This is a genomic window from Pseudomonas sp. Ps21-P2, assembly GCF_039672565.1.
Lineage (GTDB): Bacteria > Pseudomonadota > Gammaproteobacteria > Pseudomonadales > Pseudomonadaceae > Aquipseudomonas.
This window is the reverse complement of record NZ_JBDFPL010000011.1, coordinates 27,320-41,865: the sequence shown is the minus strand read 5'-3', so window position 1 is coordinate 41,865 and position 14,546 is coordinate 27,320. Positions and strand designations below refer to the sequence as shown.

At 60.9% G+C, this 14,546-nt stretch carries 11 protein-coding genes; 5 read left to right on the top strand and 6 right to left on the bottom strand.

Annotated features, from left to right (window positions below; all coding sequences use genetic code 11):
* Positions 1–183: 183 nt before the first annotated feature.
* Positions 184–1,599, top strand: a complete 1,416-nt coding sequence (locus tag ABEH28_RS24320; RefSeq protein WP_074885974.1) for an acetyl-CoA carboxylase biotin carboxylase subunit — start codon at positions 184–186, stop codon at positions 1,597–1,599.
* Between the two features lie 102 nt (positions 1,600–1,701).
* Entirely contained in the window at positions 1,702–3,510 is a 1,809-nt protein-coding gene (oadA, locus tag ABEH28_RS24315; RefSeq protein WP_346631300.1) for a sodium-extruding oxaloacetate decarboxylase subunit alpha, read from the top strand.
* Between the two features lie 132 nt (positions 3,511–3,642).
* On the opposite strand, the gene ABEH28_RS24310 is transcribed toward oadA, so the two are convergent.
* From ABEH28_RS24310 to ABEH28_RS24300, 3 genes are read right to left on the bottom strand one after another with little or no spacing between them, the layout of a single operon-like run.
* Positions 3,643–4,314 (bottom strand): GNAT family protein, encoded by a 672-nt coding sequence (locus tag ABEH28_RS24310; RefSeq protein WP_346631299.1) that lies wholly within the window; start codon positions 4,312–4,314, stop codon positions 3,643–3,645.
* A 16-nt stretch (positions 4,315–4,330) separates the two neighbouring features.
* Positions 4,331–4,777 carry a GNAT family N-acetyltransferase gene (locus ABEH28_RS24305; protein WP_346631298.1) on the bottom strand — a complete coding sequence of 149 codons (447 nt, stop codon included), beginning with the start codon at positions 4,775–4,777 and terminating at the stop codon, positions 4,331–4,333.
* Positions 4,770–5,411 (bottom strand): FMN-binding negative transcriptional regulator, encoded by a 642-nt coding sequence (locus ABEH28_RS24300; RefSeq protein ID WP_346631297.1) that lies wholly within the window; start codon positions 5,409–5,411, stop codon positions 4,770–4,772. The genes ABEH28_RS24305 and ABEH28_RS24300 overlap by 8 nt, the downstream gene beginning before the upstream one ends.
* A gap of 89 nt (positions 5,412–5,500) precedes the next feature.
* Here ABEH28_RS24300 and ABEH28_RS24295 point away from each other — a divergent pair, with 89 nt between their 5' ends.
* Positions 5,501–7,036, top strand: a complete 1,536-nt coding sequence (locus tag ABEH28_RS24295; RefSeq protein WP_346631296.1) for a PLP-dependent aminotransferase family protein — start codon at positions 5,501–5,503, stop codon at positions 7,034–7,036.
* A 90-nt stretch (positions 7,037–7,126) separates the two neighbouring features.
* The gene (locus ABEH28_RS24290; RefSeq protein ID WP_346631295.1) at positions 7,127–8,338 is read left to right on the top strand and encodes a YeeE/YedE family protein; all 1,212 of its coding nucleotides are present in this window, start codon (positions 7,127–7,129) and stop codon (positions 8,336–8,338) included.
* A gap of 64 nt (positions 8,339–8,402) precedes the next feature.
* On the opposite strand, the gene tkt is transcribed toward ABEH28_RS24290, so the two are convergent.
* The gene (gene tkt, locus ABEH28_RS24285; protein ID WP_346631294.1) at positions 8,403–10,514 is read right to left on the bottom strand and encodes a transketolase; all 2,112 of its coding nucleotides are present in this window, start codon (positions 10,512–10,514) and stop codon (positions 8,403–8,405) included.
* Positions 10,515–10,748: 234 nt separating this feature from the next.
* Between tkt and ABEH28_RS24280 the strand changes: the two genes are divergently transcribed.
* The gene (locus ABEH28_RS24280) at positions 10,749–11,648 is read left to right on the top strand and encodes a bestrophin family ion channel (RefSeq protein WP_346631293.1); all 900 of its coding nucleotides are present in this window, start codon (positions 10,749–10,751) and stop codon (positions 11,646–11,648) included.
* Between the two features lie 395 nt (positions 11,649–12,043).
* Here the strand turns inward: ABEH28_RS24280 and ABEH28_RS24275 are convergent, their stop codons facing one another.
* Both ABEH28_RS24275 and ABEH28_RS24270 read right to left on the bottom strand, forming a co-directional pair.
* Positions 12,044–13,048, bottom strand: a complete 1,005-nt coding sequence (locus ABEH28_RS24275; RefSeq protein ID WP_346631292.1) for an asparaginase — start codon at positions 13,046–13,048, stop codon at positions 12,044–12,046.
* A gap of 30 nt (positions 13,049–13,078) precedes the next feature.
* Entirely contained in the window at positions 13,079–14,533 is a 1,455-nt protein-coding gene (locus tag ABEH28_RS24270; RefSeq protein WP_346631291.1) for an alanine/glycine:cation symporter family protein, read from the bottom strand.
* Positions 14,534–14,546: the final 13 nt, after the last annotated feature.

Sequence of the window (14,546 nt, the reverse complement as noted above, 5' to 3'; positions counted from 1 at the left end):
AGCCGATTAGTTGATATTAAGAACTATAAGGTTTTGCTTATGGTTCACCCAATATTTACTCATTTTTGTTAATTGCTGATTCGTCATAGGGTGGCTTCACCTGCGAGCAACATGCAGTAACGGAATGTCGCGCGGTATTGGCCAGCCATCTGGTCCGTCTGCTAATCGGTCGAGGAAATACCAGTGATAAAAAAAATCCTGATCGCCAACCGTGGGGAAATCGCTGTTCGGATCGTGCGCGCTTGCGCCGAAATGGGCATCCGCTCGGTGGCGATCTATTCCGACGCGGACCGGCACGCGCTCCACGTCAAGCGTGCCGACGAAGCCTATGGCATCGGCTCCGAGCCCCTCGAAGGCTATTTGAACCCGCGCAAGCTGGTGAACCTTGCCGTGGAAACTGGCTGCGACGCGTTGCACCCAGGCTACGGGTTTCTGTCGGAAAACGCAGAGCTGGCGGATATCTGCGCCGAACGAGGGATCAAGTTCATCGGCCCGTCCGCTGAAGTAATCCGCCGCATGGGCGACAAGACCGAAGCCCGCCGCAGCATGATCAAGGCCGGCGTACCGGTAACGCCCGGCACGGAAGGCAACGTGGCCGACATTGCCGAAGCACTGGTTGAAGGCGATCGCATCGGTTACCCCGTCATGCTCAAAGCCACCTCGGGCGGCGGCGGGCGCGGCATTCGTCGCTGCAACAGCCGGGAAGAGCTGGAGCAGGCGTTTCCTCGAGTCATTTCCGAGGCCACCAAGGCATTCGGCAAGGCTGAGGTCTTTCTCGAAAAGTGCATCGTCAATCCCAAGCACATCGAAGCGCAGATCCTTGGCGACAGCTTCGGCAACGTCGTGCACCTGTTCGAGCGTGATTGCTCGATCCAGCGCCGCAACCAGAAGCTCATCGAAATCGCCCCAAGCCCGCAACTGACGCCGGAGCAGCGCGCCTACATCGGCGACCTGTCCGTGCGCGCCGCCAAGGCCGTGGGCTACGAGAACGCCGGCACCGTGGAGTTCCTGCTGGCCGAGGGCGAGGTGTACTTCATGGAGATGAACACCCGCGTACAGGTCGAGCACACGATCACCGAGGAAATCACCGGGATCGACATCGTCCGCGAGCAGATCCGCATCGCCTCGGGACTGCCGCTGTCGGTGAAGCAGGAAGACATCATCCATCGTGGTTTCGCGTTGCAGTTCCGCATCAACGCGGAAGACCCGAAGAACAACTTCCTGCCGAGCTTCGGCAAGATCACCCGTTACTACGCGCCCGGCGGCCCCGGCGTGCGCACCGATACGGCGATTTACACCGGCTACACCATTCCGCCGTATTACGACTCCATGTGCCTGAAGCTGATCGTCTGGGCGCTGACTTGGGAGGAGGCAATGGACCGCGGCCTGCGTGCGCTGGATGACATGCGTCTGCAAGGGGTGAAGACCACGGCCGCGTATTACCAGGAAATCCTGCGCAACCCGGAATTCCGCAGCGGCCAGTTCAATACCAGCTTCGTGGAGAGCCATCCCGAGCTCACCAATTACTCGATCAAGCGCAAACCCGAAGAGCTGGCCCTGGCCATCGCCGCCGCCATCGCTGCCCACGCGGGCTTATAAAAAAGCCAGCTGCAAGCGCTAAGCCGCAAGTACAAGTTGAAGCCGATCCGCTGTGACTTGCCGCTTGTAGCTTGCCGCTTGAAGCTAAAAGGAGATCCGAACATGTCCAAGAAAATCTTCGTCACCGACACCATTTTGCGCGACGCCCACCAGTCTCTTTTGGCGACCCGCATGCGCACCGAGGACATGCTGCCGATCTGCGACAGGCTCGACAAAGTCGGCTACTGGTCGCTGGAAGTGTGGGGCGGTGCGACCTTCGACGCTTGCGTGCGCTTTCTGAAGGAAGATCCGTGGGAGCGCCTGCGCCAATTGCGCGCGGCGCTGCCCAACACGCGTCTGCAAATGCTGCTTCGCGGTCAGAACCTGCTGGGGTATCGCCACTACAGCGATGACGTGGTCCAGGCATTCGTCGCCAAGGCTGCGAACAACGGTATCGACGTGTTTCGCATCTTCGATGCCATGAATGACGTGCGCAATCTGCGCGTGGCGGTGGAAGCGGTGAAGGCTTCCGGCAAACATGCCCAGGGCACCATCGCGTACACCACCAGCCCGGTGCACACCATCGGTGCTTTTGTGGCGCAGGCCAAAGAGATGGAAGCGATGGGTTGTGATTCCGTCGCGATCAAGGACATGGCCGGTCTGCTGACTCCCTATGCCACGGGCGAGTTGGTCAAGGCGCTGAAGGCCGAGCAATCGCTGCCGGTGTTCATCCACTCCCACGACACGGCCGGCCTGGCCGCGATGTGCCAGTTGAAGGCCATCGAAAACGGTGCTGACCACATCGACACCGCGATCTCCAGTTTCGCCTGGGGTACCAGCCATCCGGGTACCGAGTCGATGGTCGCGGCCCTTAAAGGCAGCGAATTCGACACCGGCCTGGACCTGGAACTGCTGCAGGAAATCGGCCTGTATTTCTACGCGGTCCGTAAGAAGTATCACCAGTTCGAGAGCGAATTCACGGCGGTCGATACCCGCGTTCAGGTCAATCAGGTGCCGGGCGGCATGATCTCTAACCTCGCCAACCAGCTCAAAGAGCAGGGTGCGTTGAACCGCATGGGCGAAGTGCTGGCCGAGATTCCGCGAGTGCGCAAAGACTTGGGCTACCCGCCGCTGGTGACGCCGACTTCACAGATCGTCGGCACCCAGGCGTTCTTCAACGTACTGGCCGGCGAGCGCTACAAAACCATCACCAACGAAGTGAAGCTTTACCTCACTGGCGGCTACGGCAAGGCGCCGGGGCAGGTGGACGAGACGCTGCGCCGTCAGGCCATCGGCAACGAAGAGCTGATCGACGTGCGCCCGGCCGACCTGCTCAAGCCGGAAATGACCAAGCTGCGCGGCGAGATCGGCGCGTTGGCCACCAGCGAAGAAGACGTGCTGACCTACGCCATGTTCCCGGACATCGGGCGTAAGTTTCTCGAAGAACGTGCGGCGGGCACGCTGGCGCCAGAGCCGTTGCTGCCGATTCCAGAGCCGGGCGCAGTGGCGAAGGCGGGAGGCGAGGGCGTCCCGACCGAATTCGTCATCGACGTTCACGGCGAAAGCTACCGCGTTGACATCACCGGCGTGGGCGTCAAGGCCGAGGGCAAGCGTCACTTCTATCTGTCCATCGACGGCATGCCGGAAGAAGTGGTGTTCGAGCCGCTCAATGAGTTTGTCGGCAGCGGTATTGGCAAGCGTGCCCAGGCCAGCAAACCGGGCCATGTCAGCACTTCGATGCCGGGCAATATCGTCGACGTGCTGGTGAAGGAGGGCGACAGCGTTCGCGCCGGTCAGGCGGTACTGATTACCGAAGCGATGAAGATGGAGACCGAAGTTCAGGCGGCAGTCGCTGGCAAGGTCGTGGCCATCCACGTCGCGAAAGGCGATCGGGTTAACCCGGGCGAGATTCTGGTCGAGATCGAGGGCTGATAACTCACTGCATAGATAACAGCCCGCCGCGCACAGATGCGGCAGGCTGAATGGTTACCTCTGGGGGAGCTCTCTTGGCTCCTCTTTTTTTTGCTTCAGCCACGCGTCTCCGGTTATGTGGACTCGACGCTCTCAGCAGTGGCGCAGTTGCTCCAGCGTCCTGATTTGCTCACCGTTCTGGAAGTTATCCACAGCCAGCCATGCTTCGAACGCCTGTTGTATTGCAGGCCATTCGCTGTCGATGATCGAGTACCAGGCCGTATCCCGATTCTGACCCTTGAACACGGAATGCTGACGGAAAGTGCCCTCGAAGCTGAATCCGAAGCGCTCCGCCGCACGCTTGGAACGGGCGTTGTTGGCGTTACATTTCCATTCCAGACGACGATTGCCCAGCGCAAAGGATTCCCTCGCCAGTAGGTAAACCGCTTCCGTTGCCTTGGGGGTGCGTTGCATTGAGGCGCCGAAGGTCACATGGCCAATTTCGATGCGGCCCGCGCTCGGGAAAATCGACATCAAGCCCAGAAACCCGTGGATGGTGCCGGTCTGTTGATCGATGACGGTGTAGAACCAAGGATCGGTCGAGCCTTCCAGTCCTGCGAGATAGTCATCGAATGCGCCGCGCTCTGGAAACGGGCCCACGAACAGGTAATCCCATAATTTGCGGTCTGCGGCCGGGCCTTCCAGTGCATCCCACAGCCCATCGCCATGGCGGGCGGCGTTCAATTTTTCCAGACGAATAAAGCGTCCTTGCAGTGTGCGGGTATCCGGCAGCTTGGCCGGTTGCCAGTTTTCAAGATCCGACATGTCGAGAGTCCCTGTCTTACAACGGTTTGCGAAATTGAATATAGCCCGGGCGCTCAGCGATGCGCTCGTAGAGCTGAATGGCGGTTGCGTTGGTCTCGTGGGTGAGCCAGTGGACTTTGTCGGCGCCGTCCCGTTTGGCGGTCGCGTAGACGTATTCGATCAGTTGGCGGCCAACGCCCGTGCCGCGCTGTTCCGGCACCACCAGCAAGTCCTGCAAGTAGCAGGCATTGCTGATGCTCCAGTTCGAGCGGTGATAAATGAAATGCACCATGCCCACCGCCTTGCCGTCCCGCCAGGCGAGGGCGGCATTGGTGGGCTCGCTGCTGTCCAGAAACCGCTGCCAGGTGCTCTGTGAAACCGCATCGGCCAGCGTGGTTTTGTAGAAGGTCAGATAGGCGTGCCACAACGGCAGCCAGGCGTCGTGATCTTCGGAGGTGACGGGGCGGATGTGGAGGTCAGACACGCGATGCTCCCTGGCTCATCAACTGAGCGATTTTCTGATCGGATGGGTCCTGGCTGAGTGCCAGGCCGTTGCTGACGCCGGCGATGTCTGCGGCGCTGCGGTTCTGGTTGAGCTTGCGCTTGCCTGCCAGCCGCTCGATGGGGATCGCGAAGCCGACGATGCCGTTGAGCATTTTCTCGATGTAATCAGCGGGTGCGTCGCTGACAGCCCAGGGCTCGGCGCGGCCGGCTTCGTGCTTGTCGGTCAGGCCGGTGACAATCCGCAACAGTCGCTCCGGATCAGTGAACACATCGGCACGGCCGTAGGCGTGCACCGCCAGGTAATTCCAGGTGGGCACCACTTTGCCGTGCTCGGCCTTCGCTGCGTAGAAGGAAGGGCTGATGTAGGCGTCCGCCCCCTGGAAAATCAACAGCGCTTCGGCGCCCGTTTCGAGGGCTTTCCACTGCGGATTGGCCTTGGCCAAATGCCCATACAGAGTGCCCTGCGGACCCTGAGTCGGTTCGAGCAACAGGGGAATATGACTCGCCTGCAATCCGGTCTCGTCAAAAGTGACGAGTGTCGCCAGGCGCGTGGCCTCTATCTGCTCGTGGAGGCTGGCGAGGTCTTCGTCTTTGAAATAGCTGGGCGTGTACATGAGATTTTCCTTGGCGGCTGAGCCAATCCTAGGCAGCCTAATGGTTCGTTGTAAGAGCCATTAATGGTCTATCTCATAGGGCCAATGCCATGAAAGTACCCATACCCGCGCTGACGTTCGATTTCGCCGGCATCGAGCTGAATCGCCGCCAGGGTCTTAGCCGCCAGCTCTATCAGACACTGCGCGAGCGCATCCTAGACGGTCGCTTGTCTGGTGGCACGCGCTTGCCGGCAAGCCGGGATCTGGCGTTGTCCCTTGGCATCTCCCGCAACAGCGTGATGCGCGCTTATGACCAGCTTTACGCCGAAGGCTTTACCGAAAGCCGCGTCGGGGACGGCACTTACGTCGCACTGTTGAGAGAGAAATCGCCGGCTGCAAAAAAACTATCCACACACCTGTCCACAGGGTTATCACCAGGCTTATCCACAAAACCCCTGATAATGGCGGCCGAATCGTCCAACAATGTTATCCACAGCACAGCAATGCATACGCTGGATCAGCATCATTTGCGGCCTCCCAAAAGCGGCCTGCCTAGGGCGTTTCGCACGGGTGTTCCGGCGTTTGATCTGTTCCCTTTCGACACGTGGGGCAAGCTCCACGCGGCTTTCTGGCGTAAGCCGGGCCTCCAGCATCTTGGCTACGGCGACCCGGCTGGCGAATGGCGGCTGCGGGAGCTGATCGCTGCCTATTTGAGGACTTCCCGCGACTTGCGCTGCGCACCTGAGCAAATTGTGATCACCAATGGCGCGCAGCAGGCGATTACCCTTTGTGCACAGCTGCTGCTGGAGCAGGGCGACGTGGTGGCGATCGAAAATCCGGGCTATCGCGCGGCCGGTCATGCCTTCGGGGTAGCTGGCGCCAGGTTGCAGGGCATGGCGGTTGACGACGAGGGCATGCGCAGTCCGGCTCTGGGTGACTCTGGCTGCAAGTTGGCGTACGTGACGCCCTCTCACCAATACCCGCTGGGCGTGACGATGAGTCTAGCTCGGCGGCTTGAGCTGCTCGCGTGGGCCGAGCGCAATCAAAGCTGGATCGTCGAAGACGACTACGACGGCGAATACCGCTACAGCGGCGCCCCGCTGGCGCCGTTGGCAGCGCTGGATCGCAGCGGTCGCGTGCTGTACGTCGGGACATTCGGCAAGGTCGCATTTCCGGCGCTGCGCCTGGGTTATCTGGTGTTGCCGCGCAACCTGGTTGAGCCGTTCAGTCGGCGCCGGGCCGTGGACATGCGTCATTCCGAGGTGGGCACGCAGATGGTCATGGCCGAGTTCATCGCAGCGGGTCACTTTCAGCGGCACATCCGCCGCATGCGCCGGGCTGCCTTGAGCCGACGCGACGCATTGCTGGCCGGCTGGCCCCAGGAGCTTGCGGGTTGCAGCCCGATGATCAAGCCCGTTGCAGGGCTGCATGTGACCGTCGCAGTGGATACGTTAGAGCGTGAAACGGAACTGGTCGCCAAGGCAGAAAATGTCGGCGTCGAGGTCGCGCCGTTGAGTGAGTATTGGCTGCCGGGGTCAGAGACGCCGGTGGATGATCGGGCCGGTCTGGTCCTGGGGTTTGCAGCGGTGCCTGAGGCCGATATCGCCTCGGCGCTGGGGCGATTGCGAAGTGCATGGCGGGTTTGATCTTGGTGAGCCCGATGGCGGCCTGGCGCGTCATCCAGCAGGCACCGGCGTATACTCGCGCCCATCGCAATCCTTCTTCGAGATACGCCCATGAGTCTTCCTCTCTCCGCGGCACCGCAGCGCAAGCTCGGCGCGCCGCTGATCGCCTTCCTCTTGTTGGTGGTCGGCGCTCTGTTTCTGCAATCCGCCGTTGGCGGCAGGCAAGTGCTGTTGCTGATCGTTGGCGCGGCGCTGGGCCTCACGCTCTATCACGCCGCCTTCGGCTTCACCTCGGCCTGGCGGGTATTCATCAACGAGCGGCGCGGCGCCGGCTTGCGCGCGCAGATGGTGATGCTGACCGTCGCGGTGGTGCTGTTCTTCCCCGCGCTGGGTGCCGGTACGCTGTTCGGCACGCCGGTCACCGGCCTTGTGGCCCCGGCGGGCGTGTCCGTGGTGTTCGGCGCTTTCATCTTCGGCATCGGCATGCAAATGGGCGGCGGCTGTGCGTCCGGCACGTTGTTCACCGTCGGCGGCGGCAATGCGCGGATGCTCGTGACCTTGCTGTTCTTCATCATTGGCTCGCTGATCGCCACGCATCACGTCGATTGGTGGTTCTCGTTGCCGTCGTTACCGGCCACTTCCATCGTTAAAACCTTCGGCGTGATCCCTGCGTTGCTGATGAGCCTGGCGCTGTTTGCGATCATTTCCCTTGTCACCGTCAAGCTGGAAAAGCGTCGGCACGGACAGCTGGAAGCGGCCGTCACCAGTGAGCATGTTGGCGTGCGCCGTTTCTTTCGCGGGCCGTGGCCGCTGGTGTGGGGCGCGGTCGGCTTGGCGCTGCTCAACTACGCCACGCTGGCATTGGCGGGTCGCCCTTGGGGCATCACCTCGGCCTTCGCGCTGTGGGGTGCGAAAGTCGCCGGTGGTCTGGGGGTGGACGTGGGCAGTTGGCCGTTCTGGCAGATGCCAGCGAATGCCAAGGCGCTGGCCGCGCCGGTGTGGGAGGACATCACCACCGTCATGGACATCGGCATCATGTTGGGCGCGGCGGTGGCGGCAGGCCTTGCAGGACGATTCGCTCCGAATCTGAAAATCCCGACGCGCTCGTTGATCGCTGCAGTGATTGGCGGGCTGTTGCTGGGTTACGGTTCGCGCCTGGCGTACGGCTGCAACATTGGCGCGTACTTCAGCGGGATCGCCTCAGGCAGCCTGCACGGCTGGCTCTGGCTGGTCGCTGCCTTTGCGGGCAACGCAGTGGGTGTGCGGATTCGGCCGATATTCTTTGAGGGCGAGCGTCGTCCGGCTGTTTTGACAGGGTGCTGATCGAGGGATCTGAAGGAGGGAGGGCGCTTGCCCGCGAGGTGCGGGCAAGCGCTCTTACACAGGATTAACCGGCGATTTGCTCCTTCGCCAGCTTGGCGATGTTTTCCGCCGTGAATCCATACTTGGCCTGCAGCTTCTCGATCGGGGCCGACGCACCGAAGGTGTTCATCACAACCTTCGCGCCGGTCTGGCCGACATACCGATCCCAGCCCACCGGCCCCGCCTGTTCCACCACCACCCTGGCTTTCACGTCCGGCGGCAGCACGCCGTCGCGATAGGCCTTGTCCTGATCCTCGAACAATTCCCAGCTCGGCATCGACACCACTCTCGCCGCAACCCCTTGGGCTTTGAGCGTCTCGAACGCTTCGACGGTCATGCCGACCTCGCTGCCAGTGGCGATCAAGATCACGTCCACTTTGCCTTCTACCGCATCGGCCAGCACGTACGCGCCTTTAGTCAGGCCCTCGGCGGCGGCGTATTTCGAGCGATCAAGGGTCGGCAACGGCTGGCGCGAGAGCACCAGGCAGGACGGTCTGCTGGTTTGCGCCAGCGCTATTTTCCAGGCTTCGGCCGTTTCGTTGGCATCGCCCGGACGAATCGTCAGCACGCCGGGTGTTGCCCGCAGCTGAGTCAGTTGCTCGATGGGCTGGTGTGTCGGGCCGTCTTCGCCGACGCCGATGGAGTCATGGGTAAACACGAAGATAACCGGCAGTTCCATGATCGACGCCAGACGAATCGGCGGCTTCATGTAATCGCTGAACACCAGAAACGTCGAGGTGTACGGGCGGATATAGGACAGGGCCAAGCCGTTCGCGATTGAGCCCATGGCATGTTCGCGGATACCGAAGTGCAGGTTTCGACCGCTGTAATTGCCCGCTTCAAAGCTACCGGCTCCGTCGAACGTCAGATTGGTTTTGGTCGACGGCGAAAGGTCTGCGGAGCCACCGATCAGCCAAGGAATCTGCTCGGCGAAGGCGTTCAGCACTTTGCCACCGGACGCGCGGGAGGCAATGCCTTTGGCGTCGGCTTCAAAGTTCATCTGCTTGTCTTGCCAGCCTTCGGGCATCTCACCGGCACGCATGCGCTTGAGCTGATCGGCGAGATCAGGCTGGTCCTTTTCAAACTGGTTGAAGGTCTCAAGCCAGGCGTCGTAATCGCCGCCGCTACGTTCCAGCAGCGCATCCCGCAGGTAATGGCGAGCGTCTTCCGGCACCAGGAAGCTGCTGTTTTCGTCCCAGCCGTAGGCTTTTTTGGTCAGCTTGATTTCGTCATCGCCCAGCGGTTCGCCGTGGGCGGCAGACGTATTGTGTTTGTTGGGCGAGCCAAAGCCGATGACGCTGTCGACCACGATCAGGGTTGGTGCATCGCTGGTTTGCTGAAAGGTCTGCAGCGCTTTTGCCAGCGCACTGGCGTCATTGGCGTCTTTGACGTGCAGGGTTTTCCAGCCGTAGCCCTCGAAACGCTTCTGCACATCGTCGCTGTAAGCCAGCTCGGTATGACCTTCGATGCTGATGGTGTTGTTGTCGTAAATCCAGCACAGATTCGACAGCTTCAAATGACCGGCAAGTGAGGCCGCTTCTGCGGTGACGCCCTCCATCATGTCGCCGTCGCCGCACAGCACGTAAACGCTGTAATCGAACAGCGTCGCGCCCGGCGTGTTGAAGTGTTCGCCCAGCCAGCGCTCGCCCATCGCCATGCCGACGCTGTTGGCGCAACCCTGACCCAGCGGGCCAGTGGTGGTTTCCACGCCGGTGGTCATGCGGTATTCGGGGTGGCCCGGGGTTTTGGAGTCCATCTGGCGAAACTGCTTGATGTCCTCAAGGCTCACCGCAGGTTTACCCGACGGCTTGCCGTGTTCGTCGATCTCGATCACACCGGCAAGGTGCAGCAGTGAATAAAGCAGCATCGAAGCGTGACCGACCGATAGCACAAAGCGGTCGCGGTTTGGCCAGTCAGGGTGTTCCGGGTGGTAGCGCAGGAAATCTTTCCACAGCGTGTAGCCCACAGGGGCAAGCGCCATCGGCGTGCCGGGGTGCCCGGAATTGGCTTTTTGCACCGCATCCATGGCCAGGGTGCGAATGGTGTTGATGGTCAGTTGGTCGCGGTCAGTGTGCGGCGTAAACGTGCGCACTGCGCCTGATCGTTCGGTGGAGTGAGAGTTGGCAGACGAGCTCATTAACGTTCTCCTCGTGACGGGTAGCGGAGGCATCCAGATAGGTGTTGAGCCCTCGGAGGCTGTGATCGTTCCATGAACAATCTGTCAGTCGACCCGGTGGAGAAGCGATTCAGCTTTCCGCTCGTATTTGGTTACATATAGCCTGTGGGCGTAACGAACGAAGTTGTTCTCACGTATTCGAAGCCTTGGGTCGAGCCTTTGCCGACCGGTTTAAGCGCATTGCGGAGGTGGCTTTTGCAGGAATTGATCGTCAAGAAGTACCGGGCCATGATCCGGACGTTTACCTACATCGGCTGGTCTTTGTTCTGGCTGCTGATTTGGGACGTCGTCGTCACCGTCGACTTCATGCTGTTTCTGGATCGCAAGATCACCCTCCCATCGATGCCCCTGACCCTGTTGGGTTCTGCGCTGGTCGTGCTGACCAGCTTCCGCAACACCAGCGCGTATAACCGCTGGTGGGAGGCGCGCACGTTATGGGGTGCGCTGGTGAATAACTCCCGCAGCTTCGCCCGGCAGGTGCTGACCTTCATCGATGACGAAGGCGGCCTGAACCCGGTCAAGGCCACGCTGTTGCGCCGGCACGTCGCTTTTGTCGAATGCCTGTCGGCTCATTTGAAGGGCAGTGATTGTGGCGAGCAGGTCACTGCGATGATTTCCCGGGAAGAGTATGAGCGCCGCACGCGCACCAACAACTTCCCCAACGCGATTCTCAATGAGTCCGCGGCGATCATCGCTCAGGAATACAAGGCCGGCCGCCTGGACAGCATTCGTCTGGAACGGCTCGAAGCGACGCTGGTGGAAATCTCCAACAACCAAGGCGGCATGGAGCGCATCGCCAATACCCCGTTGCCTTACCCGTACGTGACGTTCCCGCGCCTGTTCATCACGCTATTCTGCATCATCGTGCCGATCGGTCTGGTTGAAACGCTGGGCTGGTTCACGCCGCTGGCGTCCACCGTGGTCGGCTTCATGCTGCTGGCAATCGAGAAAATCGGCACCGACTTGCAAAGCCCGTTCAAAGCCTCCGAGCACGAGATCCAGATGAAAGCGCTGTGCGAAAACATCTCCGGCAATCTAAATTCAATGCTGCAGGATGCGATGGACAAGCGGCCGGTTGAGGTGGCTTATTCGTGATGAGGTCATGCCCTTGCTCTGAGAGGGCATGAACGACGCTAGGCGCATCTGGACTGAGAGGATGCTCTATCCGCGAGCTATCCAGCGGTCGAGAGGCCGCTTTTGCATCAAGAATGAAGCCACCGCAAATGCACCTGTTGTTACACGAGTTGTGGGAGCGACCGGGGTGGCGTTCCACCTTGCTCGCGAAGAGGTCGGAAGGTGCGCTGAATCTTCAGCGGCTGAAATGCCGTCTTCGTGAGCAAGCCCACTCCCACAGGATTGGGTTTGCTGCGCGAGCAAAGTGTCTGGACGCCGGGTAATTTGCGACCCGTTGCGGGTTACCGACCTTGCGAAATGTCTTTGTTCATCGCCGACAAAGGCCTGCAGACGATTATCTAAGCGGCGCTACTCGCTCAGCGCAACTCGCCACACACGTCCAGCTCTACCAGCCGCCGCACTTCATCCCCACTCAGACCAGCCCCCAGCAGCGCATGCAGCTTGCCAAACGCGGCTTCGCGGGTCATGCCGCCGCCGGACAGCACCCCGACGCCCCGCAGCCGGCTGCCGGCCTCATACACATCCAGTTCGACGCCGCCTTCGTGGCATTGAGTAATCGCCACGACCACGACGCCTTTCTGGTGAGCACGCTGAAGGCTGGCAAGGAAGTCGACATCATCGCTAGGCCCTGTGCCGTTGCCGAAGCATTCCAGCACAAGCCCCTGAATACCGCTGTCGATCAAACCGTCGAGCTGGGCAGCGCCAATGCCGGGAAACAGCGGCAGCACCGCAACGTTCGCCAGTTGCTTGGGCTGGCGATAGTCCAGTGCCGCAGGCAATGTCGATACGGCCTCACCACCCCGGGCGCGATTAAGCGCCGCGAAAGGATTACGGCCGAAGCTGCGAATCTTTGCGCAACGAGTCGGTTCCAGCAGCTCCCCGTGGAAGTACAGATGCACTCCCGCGGCAAGCCCTTGCCCCAAAGCCTGCAAGGCGCCGTTAACGTTTTCCCAGGCATCGCTGTCGGGAACGCCCGCTGGCAACATTGAGCCGGTGAACACCACAGGGGCATTCAGGCCCAACAGTTGAAAGCTCATGGCCGCTGCGCTGTAGGCCAGGGTATCGGTGCCGTGCAGAATCAGCACGGCGTCGCACCCCTGCGCTTCAATTGCATCGACCACCGCCTCACGCAATCGCTGCCAGTAGGTGGGCGTCATGTTGGCGCTGTCGATCAGGGGGGACATTTCGCGGAATGACCACTGGGGCACCACCATTTCGGGCAGTGCAGCCAGCTGCTCAGCCATGCGCGCTTCAAAGCCGGAAGCGGGTGCCAGCCCGTTTTCGCTGGCCTGCATGCCGATGGTTCCCCCGGTATACAGGACCATTACCTGGCGGGCTGATGCGTGGTTTTCGCGATTCATGCCTGTCTCCCTTGATTGACGTTCAAATGATCAACGCGCGTTCGTGACGGGTTTGCCGCTGATCGCTGCCGCGTGCGCCGCAGGCTGCGCAGCATCGGGCTTTGGCCAGGCTTTCAGGTCCAGGTCGAGATCGGGGAACTGGCTGGAGTCGAAAACCGGCGTTTTGATGCCGGCTTTACGCTGGGCATCGTAGTCTTTCAGGACCCGCAGCGCGATTTTGAACAGCATCGCCAGCGCGATCAGGTTGACGAAGGCCAGCAGCGTCATGGTGATGTCGGCGAAGGCGAACACCGTGCCCAGATCCTCGACCGCACCCCACAAGATCAACGCCAGAACCAACACGCGGTAGCCGAAGATCGCCTTGCGGTTCTCGCCCAGCAAGAAGCGCAGGCTGTTTTCGCCCAGGTAGTAGTTGTAGAGAATCGAAGTGAACACAAACAGCGCCAGCGCCACGCTGATGAACAGCCTGCCCCAGTCACCGACGACGGCGGCGAGGGAGTTTTGCGTCAGGGCAATGCCATCGCCTTCGAAGCCCGGGGTGTAGAAACCCGACAGCAGGATCAGCAACGCGGTGCAGGTGCAGATGACGAAGGTGTCGAGAAACACGCTGAACGCCTGAACCACACCTTGTGCCACCGGGTGCTCGACCTGAGCCACCGCTGCCACGTTGGGTGCGCTGCCCAGGCCGGCTTCGTTGGCGAAGACGCCACGTTTGACGCCCATGACAATGGCACTGCCGATCAGGCCACCGAACACTTCATCCATGCCGAACGCGCTTTTGACGATGGTCATCAGCATGTGCGGAACGTGTTCGAACTGCACGCCGATGACATACAGCGTGACGGCGATGTAAACCAGCGTCTTGATCGGCACCAGCAGGTCGGCGACCTTGGCGATGCGCTTGATCCCGCCGACGAACACCAGGCCCAGCAGAATCGCCAGACCGACGCCGGCGTAGCTTGGCGAGATCTTGAAGGCGTCGTTGAGCGAGTGGGTCACGGCGTGGGATTGCAGGCCGTTGAAGGCGAACCCGAAGGTCACCAGCAACAGCACCGCCATGATCATGCCCAGCCAGCGTTTGCCCAGGCCGTGCTGAATGTAATACGACGGGCCGCCGCGGTATTGGCCTTCGGCGTCGCAGCGTTTGTACAGCTGGCCGAGGGAGCATTCGAAAAAGCTGCTCGCCATGCCGACAAGGGCAGTGACCCACATCCAGAACACCGCGCCGGGTCCGCCGAGGGTGACCGCGATGCCGACGCCTGCGATGTTACCGGCGCCGACGCGGCCGGCAAGGCTCAGCATCAGGGCCTGGAACGAACTCAATTGGCCCGCGCTGCTGCGCAAACTGTCGCGGAACACCGCGAACATGTGAAAGAAGTGACGGAACTGAACGAAACGCGAGCGAATCGTGAAATATCCACCGAGCCCAACAATGAGCACGATCAGTACTTTTCCCGAGAGGAAGTCGTTGATGACTTCAAGCATTGGTGTTTCCTCG